The following is a 6,184-nucleotide window of genomic DNA, read 5'->3' on the forward strand; positions in this document are numbered from 1 at the left end:
AATTCTCCCAATCATTTAGGAGAATTCCTATTTTTTATAAGAGTCGGAGTAACTGGAGACTTTTTCAGTGGGCTCCTTGTCTGCACAGCCCTTTTAGCTTTTGAAGCCACTATCATCTATCTCAATCAGGGCTACGACAAGAACTTTCTGTTTAGCCTGATTCCATTCACAGCCTATCTAGTCGCCTGGACCCTAACCACAGACCTCTTCCGCAAGAAAAAATTCCAATTTCTAAAAGAATACGCCAGCTATTATTATTTTATCCATGTTATCCCAGTGGAAATCAGCTTTTTCTTCCTAGAAACTAGTTCCCTGACCAAAATACAGCAAGGTTGGCTGGTTTTCTTTATCACCATCATCACTTGCCAACTGCTCAGCTGGTTAATCATTAATACTCAAAGAAAATCAAAAACAGACTAGCTCCAACAGTCTGGGAATAGACTGTTGGAGGTCGGAAATTAGACGAACTTGGTTCGTGACCGTAAGATGCGGATAGAACACTGTTCCTTATTATATTTCAAGGGAACAGGCTGAAAAGATCCACTGGACCTTTTCACTCATCAAATCAAGTCAACAACGTCTGATTTTGATTTTCGAAGAATATAAGCACAAAAGAACCTTGTAAGACTTAACTTACAAGGCTTTTTTACAAATCAAAATCCTCTTTCAACTTATCAATCACCTGTAGGAGCAGGTCACGATTGACACTGTATTTGACATCACTATTTTTTGTATTGAAAAGAAGCAGGTCACCGTTAATCAGCTTTTGGGTGTGGAAGGATACGGCAGCCCCTGTAATATTCAGTCGCTCTGCGATATCCTTGCTCTTAGCATGGGGCTTGGTCAGCTCCACCAAGACCTGATAGCGCGTGCTGTCGCTGATGACTTTAAGAGCCGTTGTCAAATCATCCAGATCCAGCTCGTCATTTGACAGCATAATCTGATCAATTCGACAGGAAGCTAAAAGAGCGACTTTCATATAGTCAAATTGTTCATTGCCATAATAAGCAAACCAATAATTCCACGGACTGAGAACGAAGAATTGAGCATTTTCAACACTCAAAGCATCCAAGCTAGTCATGGATAACCGCTTGGACTCTTGATAGAGTTTTTCAATGTCAAATTCACGAGCAAATTTTTCCCGCTCCGCTCTTGCCTCTTCAAAATAGGGCTGATAGATTGGAAGCATCTTATCCAAGAGATGGACAGACCGCTGAACCGTTTCCAAGGGATTGCGAATAGCCAGTGACCAGTACCACTTATCTGCCGGCTTTTTATCCGTTTTTTCCAAGAGTTCCATGAGGCTGAGGCCCTTCTCACGATGTCCGTCATTTTCAGACGCCAACATGGTTCGCATGGCATCTTCTACTTCTTCTTGAGACAGCTTTAAAATCAATTGACAAGCTTCCTTGACTGTCTTAGGATCCTGTCCTTGATCCAAGAGGTAGAAATACAAGGTGTGCAGGATTGTAAAGATATGTCCCCAGACAAAGACCTCATTAACCTCCTGACGATAATCCGCCAACTTTTCTTCCATCTCATCACGAATGTCCAAGGCATCTTTGAGAATGTCTTTTTCTTTCTGTGAAAAATCCGCCTCAATCGGTTCCTCACGTTCCGTAACAATTAAAGGAATAAAGAATTTTTCGACAATTTCGCTTCTATAATCTCGGTAATCTAATTTCATACGCATACTTTCTAAGCTTTAACAACTACTTCATTTTTAGGCCTACTCCCCACAAGAATAGTATAGCTTACTAGTCCCACAGAAAGCAAGAGGAAGATGAGGGAAATGCTTGTAACAGATAAGATTGTTACCATAAGGGCGACCAAGGCTTGACCTGCAAGCATCCCAATATTGAATATAGTCCCCATTCCTGCATTGATAGTCGCCAATTTATCTTCGGGTAGTTCATTCATTATCAGGGCATACAATTTTGGATTGATAATGCCAGTCGTCATGGTAGTGACTAAGATAGTCGCCATCACAATATAAATATTATGAAGGTAGAAGCCAACAAACAGGATGACCGAAAAACCTGTACAACACTTGAGCAGATTGGACAAGCTGATATGTTTGAAGAAAGCCATACCTAGACTAGAGCCAAGGATGTAACCAACAGAAAATAGATTGAATACCAAGGCAAGAGTTATACCAGAATTGACAATCACGAAGTCTGAAAATTCCTTCATAGACAGGATAACCATGGGAGATACGGCACTAACAACCGTATTGATACCCGAAATGGTCAGAATAGAAGCTTTTAGTACAGGGATGTTTTGAATGGCTTGATAAGATTCTTTAAGGCTCTGACCAATTCCCTTGACAAGTCCTGCTTCTGTTTCAGTTTGTTCAACCTCTTGGATAGGATTTTCTTTCAACAACTTGGCAAAAGCTGGACGCAGACCTACCATAATCGCAAGGCTGACCAAGAAGGTCCCAGCATTGAAAAAGGCAAGATTCTGGTAAGACATGAAGCCGATGAGAATGGCACCGCTGGATCGAAAGACAATCATCAAGATGCCGCCCACGGTATTCTTAAAAGCCATGGCTGTTTCACGGTCTTCTGCCTCCACGACCCGCAGGCTAAGTGGCATATAAAGCCCGTTTTCATACTGACCAGCCAAGTCAGATAGGAAATTGACCACACAAACTACCGCTACAATCCACAGGGCTGGTGTAAATCCCATCAGTAAGCCAACAAGGGCATACAGACCGACACGTACGACCAAGGTAGCCAGAATGGTATCCAATTTATTTTTTGTCCGATCAGCCCAGATTCCCATAAAAAGTCCCGACAAGATTGGCAGAGTTTCAGAAACCGTAATCATGGCCAAGGCAAACTTGGTATCTGGTAAAAACAAGACATAGTTCATCAAAGCCAGATAGTAAAGCGTATCGCCAAAGTTGGAAATCACATCTGCTAGGTAGCTTGATAAGAACAATTTATTGTTGAGTATCTTTTTCAAAGTAATTTTCCTTCTAGTAGTCAAATTTTTCTATCTATGCACTAGCTACAATCTTTTCAGTATTTTTTCCTGTAAAAATGCTATAACCCAAGAGTCCCACAGAAAGCAAGAGGAAGATGAGAGAAATACTTGTCGCAGAAAGCACCGTCACCATAAGGGCGACCAAGGCTTGACCTGCTACCATACCAATCTGGCAGAAAGCATCAATCCCTCCACCGACTGTCGCTAATTTATCCTCTGGCAGTTCATTCATAACCAGAGCACTCATTTTCGGGTTGAAAATTCCCAGTGTCACTGCCGTTACGAAGATCACTGCCAGCACCACATAAATATTGTGAAGAAAGAAACCTGAGAAAAGTAAAACAGGCATAAGAGTAGAAAACTTGAGGAGGTTGACCAAGCTAACATTTTTGAAAAGAGCCATACCGATACTTGACCCCAAGATACTACCAACTGAGAAGAGAATGGAAATCAGAGCCACCGTTGTCCCCGCATTGACAATCACAAAGTCTGAAAACTCCTTCATATTAAGAATTGCTAATGGTGAGAGGGCAGTAAAAATCGCATTCAAGCTTGCAATAGTAATAATTGACGCTTTGAGAACTGGAATATTCTGCACGGCTTGGTAGGAATCTTTGATACTCTGACCAATTCCCTTGATAAGTCCTGCTTCTGTTTCGGTTTGTTCAACTTCTTGGATAGGACTCTCTTTCAACAACTTGGCAAAAGCTGGACGCAAACCTGCCATAATCGCAAGACTGAACAAGAAGGTCCCAGCGTTGAAGAAGGCTAGGTTTTGATAAGACATAAATCCGATCAGGATGGCACCACTGGCTTGAAAGGCGATCTGCAAGAGATTTTTAACAGTCATTTTAAAAGCCATAGCTGTTTCACGGTCTTCAGCAGCCACAACCCGCAAGCTGACTGGCATATAGAGACCGTTTTCGTATTGACCAGCAAGGTCAGACAGGAAGTTGATGACGCAGACCACTGCCACAACCCACAGGGCTGGGGTAAATCCCATGAGGAAACCAACCAAGGTATACAAACCAACACGAACCAGTAGGGTCGCTAGGATGGTATCCAATTTGTTTTTGGTCTTATCTGCCCAGATTCCGATGAAGAGGCCTGCCAAAATCGGCAAGGTTTCAGATACGGTAATCATAGCTAAGGCAAACTTGGTATCTGGCAAGAGTAAAACATAGTTCATCAAAGCCAGATAGTAAAGCGTATCTCCAAAGTTAGAAATCAAGTCTGCCACAAAGCTGGACAGGAACAATTTATTGTTGACTAGTTTTTTCATAAGAAACTCCTTTTAATTTAATTAAACATTTGTTTAACATTATTTTACACTTTATTTTAATAAAGTCAATACTTAATTTTATAAAAATTAAATATTTTTTAAACACTTGTTTAATTTTTATTCTATCTGACTTTTTCTTGACAAGATTAGCACAGTTTGTTATAGTATTGTTCGGGCACCTCTTTTGAGAGGTCGGAGAAAAGGCTCCCTAGTTTTAGGGAGCTATTTTTTGTTTTCCCAGAGAATAATACATATTTGGAGGACATATTTATAATGAAAAAAATCGCATTTGATTCAACTAAATACTTGAATTTGCAACGTGATCACATTTTAGAGCGAATTGCCCAATTTGAAGGCAAGCTTTATATGGAATTTGGTGGAAAAATGTTGGAAGATTTCCACGCAGCCCGTGTTTTACCTGGCTATGAACCAGATAACAAAATCAAGCTCCTCCAAGAGTTAAAAGACCAAGTAGAAATTGTCATCGCCATCAATGCCAGCAACATCGAGCATTCTAAGGCACGCGGCGACCTAGGTATTTCTTACGACCAAGAAGTCTTCCGCTTGATTGATACATTTAATGATATTGATATTTATGTTGGTTCTGTGGTCATTACCCAATACCGCAACCAACCAGCCGCAGACGCCTTCCGCAAACAGTTGGAAAAACATGGTATCAAGTCCTATCTCCACTACCCAATCAAAGGGTATCCTTCTGATATTGACCATATCATTTCACCAGAAGGCATGGGTAAAAACGACTACATCGAAACCAGTCGCAATCTCGTCGTTGTCACCGCACCTGGACCTGGTTCAGGTAAATTAGCGACTTGTATCTCCCAACTTTACCACGACCAGCTGCATGGCGTAACATCAGGCTATGCTAAGTTTGAAACCTTCCCAGTGTGGAACTTGCCACTCCACCATCCCGTTAACTTGGCCTATGAAGCAGCAACTGCCGACCTTGACGACCTCAACATGATTGATCCTTTCCAACTGCAAACCTACGGCAAAACTGCGGTCAACTACAACCGTGACATCGAGGTTTTCCCTGTCCTCAACCGTACCTTTGAACGTATTTTGAACAAATCACCGTATGCTTCACCTACGGACATGGGTGTCAACATGGTGGGCTACTCCATCGTGGACGAGGAAGCGGCTATCGAAGCATCCAAGCAAGAAATTATCCGCCGCTACTACCAGACATTGGTTGATTTCAAGGCAGAGCGGGTTGGTGAGCAAGCAGTTAAAAAGATTGAGCTCCTCATGAATGAAGTCGGTGTGACACCAGCCGATCGTAAGGTCGTTATCGCTGCCCGCGAAAAAGCAGAGCTGACAGCTAGCCCTGCCCTAGCTATTCAGTTGCCAAATGGAGAGATGGTAACAGGAAAAACATCCGACCTCCTCAAACCAACTGCAACTGTTCTTCTCAATGCTATCAAGCAAATCGCTAACATCGATGATGAAACACTTCTTATCGAACCAAACTACATCCGCCCAATCCAAGAATTGAAGTCAGATTATTTGGATAAAAATAATACTCGTTTAGATGCAAGTGAAATCCTTAACGCCCTCGCCATCACAGCACAAGACAGCCCTCTTGCCGCACGTGCCATGAAAGAATTGGGCCAATTAAATGGCAGCGAAGCTCATTCAACAGTCATTTTATCTGACGAAGATAAGAGTGTTCTTCGTAAATTAGGTATCAATCTTACCTTTGACCCTATCTACCAACACAATAAGTTTTATCAGAAGAACTAAGCACAAAATAGACTTGCCGAGGCAAGTCTACTCTTGTTGGCTCTTTGTCAACTGTAGTGGGTAGATGAAAAGCTAATACTCTTCGAAAATCAAAATTATCCGTTGTCAACTTGCCTTGATGAACTCCAGTTCTATCTTCGGCTTCGTTTC

Annotated in this window: 4 protein-coding genes and 2 pseudogenes; 2 read left to right on the forward strand and 4 right to left on the reverse strand. The window is 41.9% G+C overall.

From position 1 onward, the window contains the following. Nucleotides 1-420 (forward strand): annotated as a pseudogene (locus P7J36_RS11260) (hypothetical protein); the annotation flags it as partial. Between the two features lie 226 nt (nt 421-646). Here the strand turns inward: P7J36_RS11260 and P7J36_RS11265 are convergent. Genes P7J36_RS11265 through P7J36_RS11275 form a run of 3 tightly spaced genes read right to left on the reverse strand, consistent with a single transcriptional unit; the run spans nt 647 to nt 4,273 of the window. Then, a complete protein-coding gene (locus tag P7J36_RS11265) occupies nt 647-1,687 on the reverse strand; it encodes an ArsR/SmtB family transcription factor (RefSeq protein ID WP_408552162.1) in 1,041 nt (346 codons plus the stop codon). A gap of 11 nt (nt 1,688-1,698) precedes the next feature. After that, on the reverse strand, nt 1,699-2,970 hold the full coding sequence (locus P7J36_RS11270; protein ID WP_408552161.1) for an MFS transporter: 1,272 nt from the start codon (nt 2,968-2,970) through the stop codon (nt 1,699-1,701). A 34-nt stretch (nt 2,971-3,004) separates the two neighbouring features. Further along, on the reverse strand, nt 3,005-4,273 hold the full coding sequence (locus P7J36_RS11275) for an MFS transporter (protein ID WP_408552160.1): 1,269 nt from the start codon (nt 4,271-4,273) through the stop codon (nt 3,005-3,007). A 273-nt stretch (nt 4,274-4,546) separates the two neighbouring features. On the opposite strand from P7J36_RS11275, the gene P7J36_RS11280 reads away from it, so the two are divergent. Further along, the gene (locus tag P7J36_RS11280) at nt 4,547-6,034 is read left to right on the forward strand and encodes a DUF1846 domain-containing protein (RefSeq protein ID WP_408552159.1); all 1,488 of its coding nucleotides are present in this window, start codon (nt 4,547-4,549) and stop codon (nt 6,032-6,034) included. Here P7J36_RS11280 and P7J36_RS11285 read toward each other — a convergent pair. Continuing rightward, nucleotides 5,997-6,184: pseudogene (locus P7J36_RS11285) on the reverse strand (hypothetical protein); the annotation flags it as partial. The gene P7J36_RS11280 and the pseudogene P7J36_RS11285 sit on opposite strands and share 38 nt — an antisense overlap.

This window comes from Streptococcus suis, assembly GCF_046032115.1.
Lineage (GTDB): Bacteria > Bacillota > Bacilli > Lactobacillales > Streptococcaceae > Streptococcus > Streptococcus suis_AJ.

What these genes read in the sequence shown, in the direction of transcription:
- P7J36_RS11265 (WP_408552162.1), bottom strand. Translation starts at nt 1,687, where the DNA reads ATGAAATTAGATTACCGAGATTATAGAAGCGAAATTGTCGAAAAATTC.
- P7J36_RS11275 (WP_408552160.1), bottom strand. Translation starts at nt 4,273, where the DNA reads ATGAAAAAACTAGTCAACAATAAATTGTTCCTGTCCAGCTTTGTGGCA.
- P7J36_RS11280 (WP_408552159.1), top strand. Translation starts at nt 4,547, where the DNA reads ATGAAAAAAATCGCATTTGATTCAACTAAATACTTGAATTTGCAACGT.